General features: G+C 67.6%; 15 protein-coding genes. 8 read left to right on the top strand and 7 right to left on the bottom strand.

Features of this window, described 5'->3' with window-relative positions; genetic code table 11:
* Nucleotides 1–22 precede the first annotated feature (22 nt).
* From CJZ80_RS12820 to egtB, 3 genes are read right to left on the bottom strand one after another with little or no spacing between them, the layout of a single operon-like run.
* Nucleotides 23–247 carry a hercynine metabolism small protein gene (locus CJZ80_RS12820; protein ID WP_094513910.1) on the bottom strand — a complete coding sequence of 75 codons (225 nt, stop codon included), beginning with the start codon at nt 245–247 and terminating at the stop codon, nt 23–25.
* Nucleotides 244–1,269 (bottom strand): L-histidine N(alpha)-methyltransferase, encoded by a 1,026-nt coding sequence (gene egtD, locus CJZ80_RS12815; RefSeq protein WP_094513908.1) that lies wholly within the window; start codon nt 1,267–1,269, stop codon nt 244–246. Before egtD ends, CJZ80_RS12820 begins: the two co-directional genes overlap by 4 nt.
* Nucleotides 1,266–2,582, bottom strand: coding sequence for an ergothioneine biosynthesis protein EgtB (gene egtB, locus CJZ80_RS12810; protein ID WP_198948315.1), 1,317 nt, complete (start codon nt 2,580–2,582; stop codon nt 1,266–1,268). Before egtB ends, egtD begins: the two co-directional genes overlap by 4 nt.
* Nucleotides 2,583–2,718: 136 nt before the next feature.
* On the opposite strand from egtB, the gene CJZ80_RS12805 reads away from it, so the two are divergent.
* The 8 genes from CJZ80_RS12805 to CJZ80_RS12770 all read left to right on the top strand — a co-directional run bounded on the left by CJZ80_RS12805 (nt 2,719) and on the right by CJZ80_RS12770 (nt 11,302).
* Nucleotides 2,719–3,756 (top strand): cysteine synthase A, encoded by a 1,038-nt coding sequence (locus tag CJZ80_RS12805; protein ID WP_094514022.1) that lies wholly within the window; start codon nt 2,719–2,721, stop codon nt 3,754–3,756.
* The gene (locus tag CJZ80_RS12800; protein WP_094513906.1) at nt 3,749–5,857 is read left to right on the top strand and encodes a serine/threonine protein kinase; all 2,109 of its coding nucleotides are present in this window, start codon (nt 3,749–3,751) and stop codon (nt 5,855–5,857) included. The genes CJZ80_RS12805 and CJZ80_RS12800 overlap by 8 nt, the downstream gene beginning before the upstream one ends.
* A complete protein-coding gene (gene queC, locus CJZ80_RS12795; protein WP_094513903.1) occupies nt 5,854–6,564 on the top strand; it encodes a 7-cyano-7-deazaguanine synthase QueC in 711 nt (236 codons plus the stop codon). The genes CJZ80_RS12800 and queC overlap by 4 nt, the downstream gene beginning before the upstream one ends.
* On the top strand, nt 6,561–7,952 hold the full coding sequence (locus tag CJZ80_RS12790; protein ID WP_094513901.1) for an anthranilate synthase component I family protein: 1,392 nt from the start codon (nt 6,561–6,563) through the stop codon (nt 7,950–7,952). Before queC ends, CJZ80_RS12790 begins: the two co-directional genes overlap by 4 nt.
* Nucleotides 7,952–8,821: an aminotransferase class IV gene (locus CJZ80_RS12785; RefSeq protein ID WP_094514020.1), complete on the top strand. Its 870-nt coding sequence runs from the start codon at nt 7,952–7,954 to the stop codon at nt 8,819–8,821. Before CJZ80_RS12790 ends, CJZ80_RS12785 begins: the two co-directional genes overlap by 1 nt.
* A gap of 117 nt (nt 8,822–8,938) precedes the next feature.
* Nucleotides 8,939–9,406 (top strand): hypothetical protein, encoded by a 468-nt coding sequence (locus CJZ80_RS12780; RefSeq protein ID WP_144037037.1) that lies wholly within the window; start codon nt 8,939–8,941, stop codon nt 9,404–9,406.
* 158 nt (nt 9,407–9,564) lie between these two features.
* Nucleotides 9,565–10,770: a formamidase gene (fmdA, locus tag CJZ80_RS12775; protein WP_094513897.1), complete on the top strand. Its 1,206-nt coding sequence runs from the start codon at nt 9,565–9,567 to the stop codon at nt 10,768–10,770.
* Nucleotides 10,771–10,981: 211 nt separating this feature from the next.
* Nucleotides 10,982–11,302, top strand: a complete 321-nt coding sequence (locus CJZ80_RS12770; protein ID WP_233133082.1) for an FmdB family zinc ribbon protein — start codon at nt 10,982–10,984, stop codon at nt 11,300–11,302.
* Between the two features lie 285 nt (nt 11,303–11,587).
* Here the strand turns inward: CJZ80_RS12770 and urtE are convergent, their stop codons facing one another.
* The 4 genes from urtE to CJZ80_RS12750 form a co-directional block, all read right to left on the bottom strand.
* Nucleotides 11,588–12,304: an urea ABC transporter ATP-binding subunit UrtE gene (gene urtE, locus CJZ80_RS12765; RefSeq protein ID WP_094513894.1), complete on the bottom strand. Its 717-nt coding sequence runs from the start codon at nt 12,302–12,304 to the stop codon at nt 11,588–11,590.
* Nucleotides 12,305–12,344: 40 nt separating this feature from the next.
* On the bottom strand, nt 12,345–13,091 hold the full coding sequence (urtD, locus tag CJZ80_RS12760; protein ID WP_094513892.1) for an urea ABC transporter ATP-binding protein UrtD: 747 nt from the start codon (nt 13,089–13,091) through the stop codon (nt 12,345–12,347).
* 212 nt (nt 13,092–13,303) lie between these two features.
* Nucleotides 13,304–14,443 (bottom strand): urea ABC transporter permease subunit UrtC, encoded by a 1,140-nt coding sequence (urtC, locus tag CJZ80_RS12755; RefSeq protein ID WP_094513890.1) that lies wholly within the window; start codon nt 14,441–14,443, stop codon nt 13,304–13,306.
* A 60-nt stretch (nt 14,444–14,503) separates the two neighbouring features.
* Nucleotides 14,504–15,661, bottom strand: coding sequence for a branched-chain amino acid ABC transporter permease (locus CJZ80_RS12750; RefSeq protein ID WP_094513887.1), 1,158 nt, complete (start codon nt 15,659–15,661; stop codon nt 14,504–14,506).
* Between the last annotated feature and the right edge of the window lie 175 nt (nt 15,662–15,836).

The raw sequence follows: 15,836 nt of genomic DNA, 5'->3' as shown, positions 1-15,836 counted from the left end.
TGCCCCCGCCACGACCCACCCTTCATTCCGGTGCCCGCGTGATCAGCGGCGCCTCGATCTCTTCCTGCAGCGGCGTGATCGCGCCATCGCGGGAGCGCAGCAGCAGCTGGGTGAGGCGGGCGATCGCCCCTTCGCCCAGGTCTTCGCTGCCGATGCGATCGAAGGCCTGGCGGTAGAGCTCCTCGAGCTCGGCGATCAACTGCTCGCGCGTGGTGCGCATCGCCTTGCGTTGGTCTTCCCGGCTCATCGGCTGGCCTCGACTGGTTCAAGTCTGCCTGGCGCCTGCGGAGCGAGCAGGTGCAGGCTGAAGCTCTCGCCGGGATCGGCCCAGCGCGCCTGGGCCCGCCAGCCGGCCGCGGCCGCCAGGGCGGTGAAGGCCGCGGGGTCGTACTTGTGGCTGTGCTCGGTGACCAGTGCCTCGCCGGCGGCGAACGGCCAGCGCCGGCCCGCCACGTCCACCACCTGGTGGCAGGTGCTCACCAGCGCCATCTCGATGCGGCTCTGCTGCGGCTGCCAGCGGGCGCGGTAGCGGAAGCGCTCCGGCACGAAGTTGCCCCCCAGCTCCCGGTTGAGTCGCACCAGCAGGTTGCGGGCAAAGGCGGCCGACCAGCCCGCGGCATCGTCGTAGGCGGCCTCCAGCTGGGCCGCGGCGCGGGGTTGGTCGATGCCGATCAACAGACGACCCTCGGGCCCCAGCAGCCGGGCGAACTGACGCAGCAGGGCCACCGCTTCGCTGGGGGCGAAGTTGCCGAGCGAGCTGCCCGGGTAGAAGCCCAGCAGCCGCTGGCCATCGAGCAGGGGGTGGGCCGGCAGGGTGAGCAGCTGGCTGTAATCGCAGCAGATGCCGAGCACGGGAATGGCCGGATGGCGGGCCTGCAGTGCCCGGCAGGCACCGGCGAGGTGCTCGGAGCTGATGTCGAGCGCCACATAGGCCGGGGGTGCCAGGGCCTCCAGCAGCGGCGACACCTTGCGGGCGCTGCCGGCGCCGAATTCCACCGGCACGCCGGCGCCGAGCGCCGCCGCCATCGCCGGCGCCTCCCGCTCCAGCAGGGCGGTTTCGGTGGCGGTGAGTGCGTATTCCGGCTGCTCGCAGATGCGGTCGAACAGACGCGAGCCCTCGGCGTCGTAGAGGAACCAGGCGGGCAGCTGGCGGGGGCTGCGCGACAGGCCCTCCACCACCAGCCGCCGCATGTCGGCGGCGACGGGATGCAGGTCGAGCAGGTCGACAGCGGCCGTCCCGCGCTGCAGAGCGGCGGAGGGGGCGCTCATCGGCCGTCCCGGGCGAGGCGCAGGCCGCCGGCCAGCCAGCGGCTCGCGGGCGGAAAGAAGTTGCGGTAAGTGAGGCGGCCGTGGCCCGGCGGTGTGAGGAAACTGCTGCCGCGCAGGACCATCTGGGAACTCATGAATTTGCCGTTGTATTCGCCCACCGCTCCGGCGGCGGGCCGGAAGCCCGGATACGGACGGTAGGGGCTGGACGTCCACTGCCACAGCACCCCCTGCAGGGCTTCCAGCCCGCCGCTGCCGCCCGCCGGGGGTGGCGTGGCGGCGGCCACTTCCCACTCCGCTTCACTCGGCAGGCGGGCCTCGGCCCAGCGGGCATAGGCGTCGGCTTCGAACCAGCTGAGGTGCCGCACGGGTGCGGCCGGGTGCAGGGGGCGCCGTCCCGCCAGCGTGAACTCCCACGACCAGCCCTTGGGGGCGCCGCTGCCGCGCCAGTAGCGGGGCGCCTGCCAGCCGCGCTGCTGACAGACCTGCCAGCCCTCGCTCATCCACAGCTCCGGCCGGCGGTAGCCGCCCGCGGCGATGAAGGCGGCGTACTCCCCGTTCGACACCAGCCGGGGGGCCAGCGCGAAGGGCTCGAGCCACTGGCGGTGACGGGGGCTTTCGTTGTCGAAATGGAAGGCGCCGGACGGGCCCTCGGGGCCGGCGCCAGCCTCGGCGTGACCGATCTCCACCAGCCCTCCCGGCCAGTGCAGCCAGGCGGACGCGGGCGGGTTGGGGGTGCTGGCGGGGGCGGCGTCGGCGGCGGCCACCAGCGTTTCGTAGGTGGCTTCGGCACCCCGGCCCGAGGGCTCCACCGCCGGCTCCAGCGGGTTGCGGCTGAAGCCGTCGAGCAGATCCATCAGCAGCAGCTCCTGGTGCTGCTGCTCGTGCTGCAGACCCAGCTCCAGCAGCTCCCACAGCGGCGCCGCCGCCGTGGCGGGCCCGGCGCTCAGCTGCTCCACCAGGGCCGCCAGCCCCGCATCGACGCGCCGCCGCCAGGCGAGCACCGCCGCCAGAGGTGGCCGGCTCAGCAGTCCCCGCTGCGGCCGGGGGTGGCGCGCCCCGATCGCGTCGTAATAGGAATTGAACAGGAAGCTCCAGCGGCTCTCCGCCGGCTCATGACCCGGCAGGTGGGGCGTGAGCAGGAAAGTGTCGAAGAACCAGGTGGTGTGCCCCAGGTGCCACTTGGGCGGGCTGGCGTCCGCCATGCCCTGCAGGCACAGATCTTCCGGCTCCAGCTCCGCGATCAGCGCCTCGCTGTGGGCGCGCACGGCATGAAGCCGCCGCAGCAGGGCCTCGGTGGGGGCGGCGGAGGCCATGGCCAGAGGGCTGCTCGCCTGAGGCTAGAAGGAATCGGCCGTCAGGGCTGCCGCCCCTACGATCATCGCCAGAGCGATTTCTTCTCCCACAGGCGCGATGGGCAGCACCGCCGGTTCGATCAGCAGCGGCAGGGCCATGGCCGTCGCCCGGGCGGGAACCACCCAGGGCTTCGTCGGTGCGGTGGGCAACACCCCGCTGATCCGGCTGGGGCTGCTCAGCGAGCTCACCGGCTGCGAGATCCTCGGCAAGGCCGAGTTCATGAACCCCGGCGGATCGGTGAAGGACCGCGCTGCCCTGGGCATCCTGCTGGAGGCGGAAGCCAGCGGCGCCCTCGACCCGGGCGGCACCGTGGTGGAGGGCACCGCCGGCAACACCGGCATCGGCCTCACCCACCTCTGCAATGCCCGCGGCTACAAGGCTCTGATCGTCATCCCGGACACCCAGTCGGCCGAGAAGATCGGCCTGCTGCGCAGTCTCGGCGCCGAGGTGCGCACGGTGCCGGCGGTGCCCTACCGCGATCCCAACAACTACGTGAAGCTCTCGGGACGCATCGCCGCCGAAACGCCCGGTGCCGTCTGGGCCAATCAGTTCGACAACCTGGCCAACCGCCGCGCCCACTACGCCAGCACCGGTCCGGAGATCTGGGAGCAGACGGGCGGCCGCATCGACGCCTGGGTGTCGGCCACGGGCACCGGCGGCACCTACGCCGGCGTGGCCCTCTTCCTCAAGGAGCGCTCCTCCCAGGTGCGCTGCGTGCTGGCCGATCCCCACGGCAGTGCCCTCTACAGCTGGGCCACCGCCGGGGCGCTGCAGGCCGAAGGCACCTCCATCACCGAGGGGATCGGCAACAGCCGCGTCACCGCCAATCTGGAGGGTGCCCCGATCGATGACGCCGTGCGCATCGACGACCAGGCCGCGCTCGACACCATCTACCAGCTGCTTTGGCGTGAAGGCTTGTTCATGGGCGGCTCGGTGGGCATCAACGTGGCCGCGGCGGTAGAAACCGCCCGGCGCCTCGGTCCGGGCCACACGATCGTGACCGTGCTCTGCGACGGCGGCGACCGCTACCGCTCCCGCCTCTACGACGCCGACTGGCTGGCCGGCCGCGGCCTGCGCCAGCCCGAACGGGGCTTGCTGGATGGCGTTCCGCAGGACCGGCCCACCCATGGCTGACCAGCCCGGGGCGGCCGCCGGTGCGGTGATCGCCGATCGCTACCGCCTGGAGATGGAGGTGGCCAGCGGTCCTCAGGGGGTGCTGTGGCGCGCCAGTGATCTGCTGGCCGGCGAGGCGCCCGTGGCCCTGCGACAGCTGGGGCCCGGCTTCGATCAGGCCGGGGCGCGGGCGGGCTGGAGCCGCCTGCAGGCCCTGCTCCACCCCCAGGTGCCCCGCTTCGGGGAAACGATCCAGCGGGACGGCCAGCTCTGGCTGGTGCGCGAGTGGCAGGACGGGCGCACCTACCAGGAGCTGCTGGAGGCGCGGCGGGGTCGCCAGCTGGTGTTCGGCCCCGGTGAGGTGCTGCTGCTGCTGCGCCAGCTGCTGCCGGTGCTGGCGGTGCTGCACGGCCAGGAGATCTGCCACGGCGATCTCACCCCCGCCAACCTGCTGCGCCGCGACCGCGACGGTCTGCCGGTACTGCTCGACATCGGCTGGACCGGCCCCGGCCAGGCCGCCGCCGGCGCCACCCCGGGCTATGCGCCGCCGGAGCAGGTGGCCGGCGCTCCGCTGCTGCCCTGGATGGACCTGCACGGCCTGGGGGTGGTGGCGCTGGTGCTGCTCAGCGGTGAGGATCCCGCCGCCCTGCTCGATCCGGTGAGCCTGGCCTGGCGCTGGCCCGACGGCCTCAGCCTCGACCCACCGTTCCGCGCCGCCCTGGAGCGGCTGATCAGTGCCGATCCCACCGCCCGCTTTGCCAGCACGCCGCAGGCCCTCGTTGCCTTCCAGGCGCTGCCGATGCCGGAAAGCACGGGCCCGGTGGCCCGCGCCGATCGCACCCTGATGCTCGTGCCCCCCGCCGCCGTTTCGCCGGGACTGGCCGGCATCGACGCTGCGGACCCTGCGCCTGCCGAGCAGGCCGCTGCCTCCACCACCAACTCTGCAGCCGCCCCCCTCACGGCCGCGCCGGCCCCTGCGGCTGCAGCTCCGGCTCCCGAGCCCCGGGTCGTGGAGCGGCGGCCACCGCCACCGCCCATGCCGCCGCTCAGCCGGCAGCAGCAGAAGGAGGAGGCGGTGGAAGGGCGGCTCTTGCCGGTGGTGGTGGCCCTGGTGGTGTCGGCTGTGGTGGGCATCACCGCGGGCTGGTGGCTGCTGGGCCGCGGTGATGCCCCCGCCAATCGCCCGGCTGAACAGCCCCGCGAGCTCACCGCCAGCCTCCCCCCCGGTGAGGTCGATCAGCGCCAGCAGTTGCTGAACCGCCTGCGGGCGCTGCAGATCAACCGCAGCTGGTTCCTGCGGTTGGTGGACGCCAACCTGCTGGCCCAGTTCCCCGAGCGTGGCGGCCGTCTGCCCAACGACTCGATCGAGGACGCCCCCCTGCGCAAGGTGTGGAACGCCCTGGCGGAGGAATGGCTGGCCCGGGTGGAGCAGCTGCCGCCGCCGCTCCGCCGCAGGTTGGGCTCTTTTTCCACCGCCGACTGGGAGGCCCGCCAGCGTCAGCTCGCCGCCCAGGGGGTGAGTTCGCCGGTGCTGCGCCAACTGATTTCCGGCAATGCCCAGGCGTTGCTGCCCGGCCGTGCCGGCGCCGACATCCCCGCCGAGCCCTTCCGCCAGCTCTGGTATGCCGCCGGCGAGCAGACGCTGGAAACCCTGCAGATCGAACCGATCCAGGCCACAGCGGGCGAGGTGAAGGCCCTCTCCGCTTCGCTCGGCGCCGGTGGGGCGCGGTTGTTCCCGATCCGGCTGCCGGCGGGATACCGGCTGGTGCTCGGTGTCAACGGCTCGCCGTTGATGCAGATGAGCGTCTACAACGCTGCCGGCAGCCTGCTGGAGCCGAAGGGCCCGCTGCGGGTGGTGACCCTGCCGCCGGTGCCGGGGACCGAAGTGCAGCTGCTGGTCACCAACGACGGTGTGGCCCCGGCGATGATCACCCTGTCGTTGCGCGCCGATGCGCCGCCGCCGGAGCCGCCCCAGCCGCCGCCCACCGACCCCGGCGACACCACGGCGCCGCCGCCCGCTGAGCCGGTGACGCCACCCGCCATCCCAACCCAGCCCCCTGTGGCGCCCTCCGCACCCACGACGCCGCCGCCCGTGACGCCTGACACGCCTGCTTCGCCGTGAGCGCCGCCGCCCCACCCGTCGCGATCGCCCTGCTCTCCGGCGGCCTCGATTCGGCCACCGCTGCGGCCCTGGCGATCGAAGCGGGCTACCACGTGATCGGCCTCTCGCTCGACTACGGCCAGCGTCACCGTCAGGAGCTGGCCGCGGCCGCCGCCCTGGCGACCGGCCTGGCCCTGGCGGAGCACCACACCCTGGCGGTGAACCTGGCGGCCTGGGGCGGCTCAGCCCTCACCGATGCCGCCATGGCGCTGCCGGTGGCGGGTGTGGAGGAGGGGGTGATTCCCACCACCTACGTGCCAGGCCGCAACACCGTGTTCATCGCCCTCGGCCTGAGCCTGGCTGAAGCGCGCGGGGCCGAGCGGCTGGTGCTGGGGGTGAACGCCATCGACTACTCCGGCTATCCCGATTGCCGCCCCGATTACCTCGCCGCCTTCCAGCAGCTGGCTGATCTGGCCAGCAAGAGCGGCCGCGAGGGCCACGGCGCCCGGCTGTGGGCGCCCCTGGTGACCTGGAGCAAGACCCGGATCGTGCAGGAGGCGCTGCGTCTGGGCGTGCCGATCGCCCGCACCTGGAGTTGCTACGCCGGCGGCGCCCGGCCCTGCGGGCGCTGCGACAGCTGCCGCATTCGCGATGCCGCCCTGCGGGAGGCGGGCCGCCCGGACCTGGCCAGCGATGGAGGCGGCAGCTGGGGCGGGCCGTCGGCATGACGCCGGGTTCCGGGGCGCAGCCGCCGCTGCTGCGCCGCTCACTGCCGTGGCGCGACCCCTGGGAGGTGGCCCTCGCCCTGGCCGCCGCGGACGGCGGCGATGGCCTCGCCTGGCTCGATGGCGATGGCAGTGCGCTGGGGCGTTGGGGCTTCCTGGGCGTGGCTCCTCTGGAGCAGGTGGTGTGCCGGGGGCTGCCGGGTGAGCCGGAAGCCGCCGATCCGTTCGTGGCCCTCGCGCGCCTGCGGGAACGGCCCGGCAGCTGGTTCGGCTGGCTCGCCTACGAGGCCGGGGCGTGGGTGGAGCCGGCCGCCCACTGGCGCTCGCCCGATACGGCCCTGCTCTGGGCAGGCCGCTACGACCCCGTGCTGCGCTTCGATCTGCAGGAGCGTCGTCTGGAGCTGGAAGGGTTGGATCCCGCCCGGCTGACGGCAATGGCAGAGCGGCTCGCGGCCCTGGTGCCGGCGGCCGACACGCCTGCTGGCTCAGCTGCTGACCCGGCTGAAGGCCCTGCGCCCGGCAGCGGGGCCGGTGTGGCCGCAGAACACTGGCACTGGCACACCGATCCCGCCACCTTCGCCCGCCAGGTGACGGACCTGCGCCGCTGGATCGCTGCCGGGGATCTGTTCCAGGCCAACCTCACCGCCTGCTGTGAGGCCAGCCTGGCTGCGCCCCCCGACCCGCTGGCCCTGTACGGCCGGCTGCGCCGCTCCTGCCCGGCGCCCTTTGCCGGCCTCCTGGTGGCTGGCGACGAGGCGGTGCTCTCGGCGTCCCCGGAACGCTTTCTGCGGGTGAGCGCCACCGGCTGGGTGGAAACCCGGCCGATCAAGGGCACCCGCCCGCGCCATGGCGATCCGGAAGCCGATGCCGCCGCCGCCGCCGAGCTGATCACCAGCCCCAAGGACCGCGCCGAGAACGTGATGATCGTGGATCTGCTCCGCAACGATCTCGGCCGGGTGTGCGTGCCGGGCTCGATTCAGGTGCCCCAGTTGGTGGGGCTGGAAAGCTACCCGCACGTGCACCACCTCACCTCGGTGGTGGAGGGGCAGCTGCGCGCCGACTGCAGCGTGGTGGAGCTGCTGCGCGCCTCCTGGCCGGGTGGCTCGATCAGCGGCGCCCCCAAGGTGCGGGCCTGCCAGCGCCTGAGCGAACGGGAGCCCGTGCCCAGAGGCCCCTACTGCGGCGCCCTGTTCCGCTTCGGCGCCGATGGCAGCTTCGACAGCAACATCCTGATCCGCAGCCTGATGCTGCGGGGGCGGCGCCTGCGCGCCCATGCAGGCTGCGGCATCGTGGCCGACTCCGACCCGGCGGCGGAGGCCGAGGAGCTGCTCTGGAAGCTGGGCCCGCTGCTGGCGGCCGTCGCGCCAGGCCCCGCAGCTGGAGGGTGCTGATGCAGGCGATCGCCTGGATCGAGCCCAGCGGCGCTCCGGGGGCGGCGGGGCTCTGGGGAGCACCGGCCGAGCTGGCCCTGCCCCTGGCCGATCGGGGCCTGCAACTGGCCGACGGCCTGTTCGAAACCCTGCTGGTGGAAGCGGGGCAGCCGCTGCTGCTGAGTGCCCACCTGCAGCGCTGGTCGCAGAGCGCCGCCCTGCTGGGCATGGAGCCACCCCCCGGCGATGAGCGGGTGCGCGCCCTGCTGGCGGAGGCGGTGTCCCGCAGCGGCATCCACACCGGCGCGCTGCGCCTGAACTGGAGCCGCGGCGCGCCGGCGGTGGAGGCTGGCGCTGGTGGGGCGACGGGGCCGCGGGGTGTGGAGCTGCCGGCACCCGGTGCCCCATCACTGCAGCCCCGCTTCTGGCTGCAGCTCACGGCCGCGGCGCCGCAGTTCGACCCCGTGCCGGTGATTGTCAGCCGCAGGGAGCGGCGCAATGCCTCCAGCCTGCTGAGCCGCTGCAAAACCTTCGCCTACGGGCCCGCCATCGAGGCGCGGCGTGAGGCCCGGGCCGCCGGCGCCGCCGATGCCTTGCTGGAGAGCACGGCCGGCGGCCTCTGCTGCGCTACCACGGCCAACCTGCTGGTGCGGCGTGACGGCCAGTGGTTCACACCGCCCCTGGCCAGCGGCTGCCTGCCGGGGGTGATGCGGGGCCGCGCCCTGGCGCTGGGCCTGGTCCGCGAAGGTCCCTGTCCTCTGGGCCCAGGCAGTGCCGTGCTGCTGATTAACAGCCTCGGCTGCCGTCCGGTCTTGAGTGTGAACGGTTCTCCGCAGCCGCTGGAGCCGGAGCCTGAAGCGTTCTGGCGCTGGCTGCTGGCAGCTGGGTGACCTTCGCCGCCGCCGGCCACCGCCGCCATGGGCGGCGAGCCTATGTTCTGAGGCTTCACGGTGCAGAGCTGGGTGATGGGGTTGGCGTCCGGACGGGCCTGGAGCGCAGCGGCAGCGATGGTGGTGGCGGCTTTGAGCCTGAGTGCCTGCCGCACGGCTCCCGTCGAAACACCCGCTCAGCAGGCCGAGATCGGCGATCTGCTGGTGCGGGCGGGCACCGCCAATGTGACCCTGGCCAAGGCCTTCGTGCCAGGGCTGCCCAACGGCCTCTACAAAGGCGTCGTGCGCGTGCAGACGGAGGGGCAGCCCGACAGCAGCGCCAGGCTGTATCAGGTCAATGCGGTCTGCAGCCTCGAGAACGAGCCGAACTGGCCAACGTATGACAACATTTATGGCAATGAACTGAAAGATCTCGCCGACGCCGGAAAGTTTTCCACTGCTACGCGTTGGCAGATTCTTTATCATTTCGATGGTGGTGTTGACAGCACGGGAGTGCTCTCGCGTCAAGCCTGGACCGATCGCCTCAAGGACAATCTCTGCCGCCGCGGCACCTTCAACGACAGCACGGCGCGGCCAGCGACATAACGGATCGGCTCTGCAGATCCTGCCGCCGCTGTGTGCTGTGCTGCTGCGGCATGCACGCCTGTGTTGCCGCAGCCAAACTGGGTGGGTCTGGTAGCCGATGACACTTCCGCGAATCAACCTGTGGATTTCGATGGAGATGAAACCACGCCTCGTTTGCGATGCCAAAAACGCTGTTCAAGGTTGATCTCACCAAGCCGATGGATCAACAGGACATGCCGGGCCACAACCGCTGGCATCCCGATATCCCCGCCGTCGTTTCTGTCAACCCCGGTGAGGTTTTCCGGATCGAATGCAAGGACTGGACGGATGGCCAGATCAAGGACAATGACGACCCCCAGGATATCGCTGATGTGAACCTGGAAGTGGTGCACGTGCTCAGCGGCCCGATCTGGGTGAATGGAGCTCAACCTGGCGATATTCTTGTGGTTGACATCCTTGATGTGGGTGCGCTGCAGGGAGATGAGTGGGGCTTCACCGGGATTTTTGCCAAAGAGAATGGCGGCGGCTTCCTCACCGATCACTTCCCCAAGGCAGCCAAAGCGATCTGGGATTTCGAAGGCATCTACACCTCATCGCGCCATATCCCCGGTGTGCGTTTCGCCGGCATCACCCACCCCGGCCTGATCGGTTGTGCGCCCTCCCACGAGCTGCTGCGGGAATGGAACCGCCGCGAAACCGAGCTGGTGAACACGGCCCCGGATCGGCGCACCTATGGCGCCGGCCTCTCCGGCAGCGAGCCCGTGCTGGCGGCCCTGCCCAACCCCAACAGCGCCATCCTCGGCACGCTGCCCAGCGCCGATTTCGAGCGTGTGGCCAACGAAGCGGCCCGCACCGTGCCGCCCCGTGAGCACGGAGGCAACTGCGACATCAAGAACCTCACCAAGGGCACCCGCATTTACTTCCCCGTGTATGTGGAAGGCGCCAAGCTCTCGATGGGCGATATCCACTTCTCCCAGGGCGATGGGGAAATCTCCTTCTGTGGCGCGATTGAAATGTCGGGCTACCTCGATCTGCATGTGGAGATCATCAAAGGTGGCGTCGAGAAGTATGGGATGGTCAATCCCATGTTCAAGACCAGCCCGGTGGAGCCCCACTTCACCGACTATCTGGTGTTCGAAGGCATCTCCGTGGATGAATTCGAAGGCAAGCAGCACTACATGGACGTGCACATCGCCTACCGACGCGCCTGCCTGAACGCCATTGAGTATCTCAAGCGCTTCGGCTACACCGGTGAGCAGGCCTACCTGCTGCTGAGCTGTGCGCCGGTGGAGGGCAGGATCAGCGGCATCGTGGACATTCCCAATGCCTGCTGCACCCTGGCGATTCCCACCTCCATCTTTGACCAGGACATTCTTCCCTGTTGATGGCCCGCAAGGGGCCACCGCCGCCTCTGCCTCGGCAAGGTGGGTGTTCGGTGGCTCCACGCCATGGCTCCCTCCCCCTCTGCTGGCCGTGGTTGTCGCCAACGTTGTTGGTGACGGCTACGGCCATCCCTGCGGGCCGCCGCCTCCCCTGTCGCTGTCGGCTCCAACTCCCATCAGCGCAGCAGGGTTGTTGCGGGAATCACTCGGTTCTTTGAAAACGACCCGCCAGCTGGTGCTCCCTGTTTTTCTCCTCTTCTCCATGCCTGTCTACGAATTCAGCTGCACCTCCGGCTGCGACAACTACGAGGTGTGGCGCAGCATCGACGCCCGCCAGAACGATACGGACTGTCCGAGTTGTGGCAATCCCGGTAACAGAGTGTTCAGCCCGCCCATGACACTGTCCGGTGGCTTCCGCCTCAAGCAGGAAGCCAGTGAGCCCCGGCTGGTCCGCAAGGAAGTGCGCGAAGAAAGCCCCAAGCCCCGGCTCAGGGAAAGTGCGGCTCGCCCCTGGATGGTCACCCGCGGTTGCTGAGCCGCGGGCAGCAGTCAGGAGGCAGGAGTCACAGGAGTCAGCAGGCAGAAAGGCTGCAACTCGTGCAGCTCGAACCATGGTCGTTCGTGGCCTCCAACTCTGGCGGCTCAGACCACCTCATCCAAGGAGCTGATCGGAAAGAAGCTGGCACGTAAACGGGTTGCACGTAAACGGCTGGCATCCAAACAGCTGCATGGGAGAGTTGACACCTGTGATTACACAGTTGACTGCAAAGATGTGTCATCCAGGCTGCATCGCGTTACATGGCGCTCCCTTGGAGTGCCCTCACACCGTGAGGAACTCCTGGACCACATCATCGGAGAGGCTCTCGGTGGGGCCACTTGAAACGATGCCGCCGCGTTGCATGGCGTAGTAGTAGTTGGACTGGCGCACGAAGTGAAGGTGTTGCTCCACCAGCAGCACGCTGATTCCGGTTTCCTTCATGATCCGTTTCACCGCCACTTCGATGTCGTGGATGATGGACGGCTGAATGCCTTCGGTGGGCTCATCCAGCAGCAGCAATTTCGGCTTGCCCAGCAGAGCGCGAGCGATGGCTAGCTGTTGCTGTTGTCCGCCGCTGAGATCACCGCCTTTGCGGGACAAAAACTTCTCGAGAATTGGAAACAGATCAAACACGATCGGGTCGATGTGCCGGTTCTTCGCCATGCCACCCGGGAGCGCTTCCATTCCCAGCAGAAGGTTTTCCTTCACCGTCACCTGCGGAATGATGTCACGCCCCTGGGACACATAGCCGATGCCGGAGCGGGCCCGTTGGTAGGGGGGCTGATCGCTCAGGGCCTGGTCGTCGTACTGGACGCTGCCGGAGCGTTGCTTGAGCAGACCGATGATCGTTTTGAGGAACGTGGTTTTGCCCACGCCGTTGCGACCGATCAGGCACACCATCTGCCCTTTAGGGATGGAGAGATCCACATTGCGAAGAATGTGGCTTTCGCCGTAGTAAACGTTGAGGTTAGAGACGGAAAGGAGGTTGTCGGTTGTCATGGCAGCTGTGGGTTGGTGTCAGGCGAGTGGTGGAAACCGCTTATTCCTCGGCTGGGCCCAGGTAGACCTCAATCACGCGGGGATCTTTCTTCACATCCTCCAGCAGGCCCTGGGTGAGCAGTTGCCCTTGGTGCAGCACGGTGACGGGGGCATTGAGGTCCCGGATGAATTCCATGTCGTGTTCGATCACCACAACGGTGTGATCGCCCGCCAGTGACTTGATCAATTCAGCGGTACGAACCGTTTCTTCATCGGTGAGCCCGGCCACGGGCTCGTCGAGCAGCAGCACCTCCGGCGACTGAGCCACGAGGGAAGCAATCGCCAGCCATTGCTTCTGCCCGTGGGAGAGTGAACCCGCCTGAGTGGTGGCGAAGGGGGTAAGGCCCACGTAGCTCATTAGACGATGCACCTCATCCTTGGCGGCCTTCGGCAGCTTGTCGGAGAGAAGGCTGAGGGGGTTCTTGTTCGGCGAGGCGGCCAGTTCCAGGTTGCGCAGCACCGTGAGGTTGTCGAACACCCGTGGCGTCTGGAACTTCCTGCCGATTCCCTGCCTTGAGATCTTCTGCTCGGAGAGCCCCACCAACGACTTTCCTTTGAAGGTGACAGTGCCCTTGGTGGGGCGCACCTTGCCTGTGATCACATCAAGGAAGGTGGTCTTGCCGGCGCCATTGGGCCCGATGATCGACTTCAGTTCGCCTTTCTGCAGGGTGAGTGAAAGATCGGTCAGGGCGAAGAAACCATCAAAGCTGACGCTGACGTCGTGAAGTTCAAGGAGTGTTTCAGACATGATCGCCAGGGTGTTTCAGGGGGTCTGTGGAAGGGGGGCTGGGCAGCGGGTTTGCCTGGTGGACGTGTGAGCTGAAGGGCCCGATGGGATGAGGATGGAGTGGATGGATCTGATGGAGCCGTGAGGGTGGTAGCCCAGGATCATTGACTTTCTGCCTTGATGTCTGGCCTTGATGTCGTCGGGCTTCCTCCGGGCAGCCAGCGGCCTAGGCCTCAGGCCGAGGAATCGGTGGGGGCGGGGCTCTTCATTTCCATGCCAGGGCCCTCCTGGTCGATTTGGGGATAGGTACGAGCTTTGGGAGCGATGCCGAAGGCGGCCAGCAAGGTGCGCAGTCCTCCTTTGGACACCCAGCCGTAGATTCCATCCGGCATCAGTACCACCACGAAGATGAACAGCGCTCCCTGCACGAACAGCCAGAACTCGGGAAGCGCTTCGCTCACCAAGCTGCGCAGATAGTTCACCAGAACGGCGCCGATGATCGGGCCTACCAAGGTGCCTCGGCCCCCCACAGCCACCCAGATCACCATCTCAATCGAAAAGGAGATCGACATGTACTGCGGCGACACAATACCGCTCTGAACGGTGTAAAGAGCGCCTGAGATACCGCAGAGCGCGCCGGCAACGAGGAAGACGATCGTTTTGAATGGAACGGGATTGAAGCCAGCGAAACGGAAGCGCTGCTCATCATCTCGGATGGCAATCAAGGCATCGCCGAAGCGGCCGGAGGTGAAATAGCGGCAGATCAGAAAGGCGACAGGAATGAGAACAACCGTGAGTCGGTACAGCCAGATCTGCATCTCGCTGGAGCCCACCAGCATGCCGAACAGCTCGGTGGTGCTGGTTTTCAGGCCGTTGGTGCCATTGATCAGCTTCTGTTGGCCGTTGAAGAAGTGAAAGAAGACCATCAACGCCGCCTGGGTGATGATCGAGAAGTACACTCCCTTGATACGGTTTCTGAAGATCAGGTAGCCAACCAACCCTGCCACGATTGCGGGCAGCACCCAGATGGCGATCAGAGTGAAGGCGGGCGACCAGAAGGGCTGCCAGAAGAAGGGCAGTTGTTCTACACCGTAGTTCTCAAAGAATTTGGGGATGCCGTTGCCGCCCGCTTCACTGGGGGTGTTGAGGGTGAGGTACATCGCTACCCCATAGCCACCCAGGGCGAAGAAGATGCCTTGCCCAAGGCTCAGAAGCCCCGTGTAGCCCCAGATCAGGTCGATAGCAAGCGCTGTGATCGCCAGTGAGAAATAGCGGCCAAACAAGTTGATGCGGAAATCACTGAGGACCGCTGGAAGGATGAACAGCGCGATGGCGAGGAGAATCCAGGGAACGAGTCGCTTGAGAAGTTTCATGGCTGGGGCCTCAGTGGAGAGGGAGCAGATGGAAGGAGCTTGGTTGTTGGCAGCGGCGCATCAAGCATCTACCGATCTCCCCTTCTGAGGGAACATGCCGTTGGGACGGAACTGCAGGAAGGCAATGATGAAGATGAATACAAGCACCAGCGACATGCTTGTGGTGGCGAAGAATTCCACCACCCCTTTGGCCGCAGGCGGCATATCGGGGAACACGATCAACAGCGATCCGGAACCCACCACCGATTGAATGATGCCGAGGATCAGAGAAGCCAGCACCGTGCCCAGCAGGTTTCCCACGCCCCCCAGCACGATCACCATGAAGCAGGACACGATGTAGGCCGCTCCCAGGTTCGGGCCCACGGATCCCAGCAAGGTGATGGCGCAGCCTGCGACTCCTGCCAGACCTGAACCGAGTCCGAACGTGATGCTGTCGACGCTGTCGGTGGGAATGCCCAGGCAGTTGCTCATCTGCCGGTTCTGGGTGACAGCCCGGATGCGGAGGCCCCACACGCTCTTGGTGAGGAACCACATCACGAACAGCAGCAGCACTGCCGACAAGAGAATGATGAAAATCCTCAGGCCAGGCAGTTCAATTCCGCCGATCTCGCCCCAGCTGCCTTGCAGCCACTTCGGTGCGGTCACGTCAATGTTGCGCGGCCCGAACCAGGGGCTGGCGATGGCACGCACGGACGAGAAGGAATTCACCACCACAAGGCCGATCCCTACTGCCACGGCCCAAAGCACCCCGTTGAGATAGGGGAATGCGGGACGATCACCGATTTTTTTGCTGAGAAACTGCCCACCGAAGAAGCCGATGAGCACAGCTGCGGCGATGCCGATCACCATGGAGGTGGAGATGCTGCGAATCAGCTGGATCAGGATCAGGCTCACCCCCCAGGTGGCCAGCAGGGTTTCCAGTGGTCTTCCATACAGCTTGCGGATCAGCGTTCGCTCCAGCACCACGCCGAAGATGGCGGTGACGAAGAAAGCGGCCACGAGTGCCACGGGGTAGTAGAGCTCAAACACCACACCGCCCATGGGCCGAAACAGGTTCTGGACCACAAAGGTGATGTAGGCACCCAGCATCATGAACTCACCATGAGCCAGGTTGATGACCCCCATGAGGCCAAACACGATGGCGAGACCCGTGGCGGCGAGCAGCAGCACCGAGCCGATGCTCAAGCCATCAAGAATCTGCGAGAAGAAAAGTTCCACTGGGGGGCTGTTCCGTGCGAGTGGGATTAACCTTGGACCAACAGGAGCCTTGCGGCTGTATCAAGTGATATTGCGAACTGTTTTTGTGCGTGAAGCTTGATCGGGGCCTTCTGCAGAGCGTCAGGGGCGCAGCGACAGATTGGCCTGAGCCCATCAGCAGGTGCATGGGCAGACG

This window comes from Synechococcus sp. MW101C3 (assembly GCF_002252635.1).
In the GTDB taxonomy this organism is placed as follows: domain Bacteria; phylum Cyanobacteriota; class Cyanobacteriia; order PCC-6307; family Cyanobiaceae; genus MW101C3.
This window is presented reverse-complemented; position numbering and strand designations above follow the sequence as displayed.